The sequence below is a fragment of the Paenibacillus ihuae genome, from assembly GCF_001368795.1.
Taxonomy (GTDB): domain Bacteria; phylum Bacillota; class Bacilli; order Paenibacillales; family Paenibacillaceae; genus Paenibacillus_AQ; species Paenibacillus_AQ ihuae.
This window is the reverse complement of record NZ_LN831198.1, coordinates 3671948-3673394: the sequence shown is the minus strand read 5'-3', so window position 1 is coordinate 3673394 and position 1447 is coordinate 3671948. Positions and strand designations below refer to the sequence as shown.

2 protein-coding genes and 1 pseudogene are annotated in these 1447 nt (G+C 53.1%); all 3 read left to right on the top strand.

Going from position 1 to position 1447, the window contains the following annotated elements; all coding sequences use genetic code 11:
• Positions 1-232 (top strand): transketolase C-terminal domain-containing protein (locus AQR02_RS16930; protein WP_054941489.1); only part of this gene is annotated, 232 nt, incomplete at its 5' end.
• Positions 233-279: 47 nt separating this feature from the next.
• The gene (locus tag AQR02_RS16925) at positions 280-1179 is read left to right on the top strand and encodes a TlyA family RNA methyltransferase (protein WP_054941488.1); all 900 of its coding nucleotides are present in this window, start codon (positions 280-282) and stop codon (positions 1177-1179) included.
• Between the two features lie 86 nt (positions 1180-1265).
• Positions 1266-1447 (top strand): annotated as a pseudogene (locus tag AQR02_RS16920) (hypothetical protein); the annotation flags it as partial.

The window sequence follows — 1447 nt, the reverse complement described above, 5'->3', positions numbered from 1 at the left end:
GGAAGCCAGCCAGGCAGGAAGCCTTGGCAGCGCAGTGCTGGAATTCTTTTCGGAACAAGAAATTTATGATGCCCGTGTCCATCTGATGGGCGTTCCGGATATCTTTATCGAGCACGGTTCCGTCAAGGAGCAGCGCCAGCAGACCGGACTTACCGTTGAAACGCTGTGTGCACGCATCAAAGCGATGAAGGCGCTCAGCAAATATACCTACAAGACGACTTCTACTTCCTAAAGTCCGGAAGAGAAGCTTGTTAGCCCAAGAATGATCGGGAGATGAACATGGAACACCCTAAAGAACGGATAGATGTATTGTTAGTGGAGCAAGGCTTTTATGAGAGCCGGGAGAAGGCCAAGGCAGCGATTATGGCCGGTCTTGTTCTGGCGGATGAAGAACGGATCGAGAAGGCTGGCATGAAGGTGTCCCGAGGTTCCACCCTGAAAGTGAAGGGCGCTGTACATCCTTATGTCAGCCGCGGCGGCCTTAAGCTGGAGAAGGCGCTCCGCAAGTTTGAGATCGGCCTGAACGGACGGATTATGCTTGATATTGGAGCGTCCACCGGCGGGTTTACTGATTGTGCGCTGCAGAACGGGGCAAGCTATGTCTATGCCATTGATGTCGGTTATAACCAGCTGGACTGGAGCCTGCGCAATGATGAGCGGGTCAGCGTGATGGAACGGACCAATTTCCGTTATATGACGCCACCAGACCTGAAGGGACCGGTTCCGGACTTTGCGAGCATTGATGTTTCCTTCATTTCGCTCAAAATTATCCTTCCTCCGCTCAAAGCACTGCTGAACCGTCCGGCGGATATTGCGGCACTGATTAAACCGCAGTTCGAGGCCGGGCGTGAAAAGGTTGGCAAATCCGGCGTAGTGCGTGATCCTGCGGTTCATAAGGAAGTGCTGGTGAATGTGCTGACTATGGCTGCAGGGCTTGGTTACCGGCTGGAAGGGCTGACGTTCTCGCCGATTACCGGCGGGGAAGGCAACATCGAGTTCCTGGCGCATTGGAAGCTGCTGCCTGAAGCAGAGGCTGCCGCAGGTGAAGCGCAGCCGGAAGCGGCGTCTGCTCTGCTCAGCCCTGTTGAGAATTTCGCAGCGTTGGCTGATGACGTTATCAATCAAGCCTCTGCAACCTTTACTGCGAACACCAACGGAAACTCATCGAAAAAACGATGAGTTTCTTTTGCTTGAATGGAGAAGGGTGCAACCAAAAAGCAGGATTTCAGCGCTGCTCAAGCGAATAAATCACCGAGGTGATTGTGTTGGCAAGCTCTGATAAAACCGTTATGGTGCTCATTGGACTGGCGGGTGCGATATTTCTGGTTTACCGGATCTATATATGGCTGCAGAGTTCACCGCGGTCCTTCCTGAAGGACCGGGTGCCGATCAACAGTGTGATTACGCCGCATCCTTCTATTGAGTTGCTCGAGGCAGCAGGATACGA

Excerpts from the sequence above, each read along its gene's own strand:
- AQR02_RS16925 (WP_054941488.1), top strand. The coding sequence starts at position 280 with ATGGAACACCCTAAAGAACGGATAGATGTATTGTTAGTGGAGCAAGGC.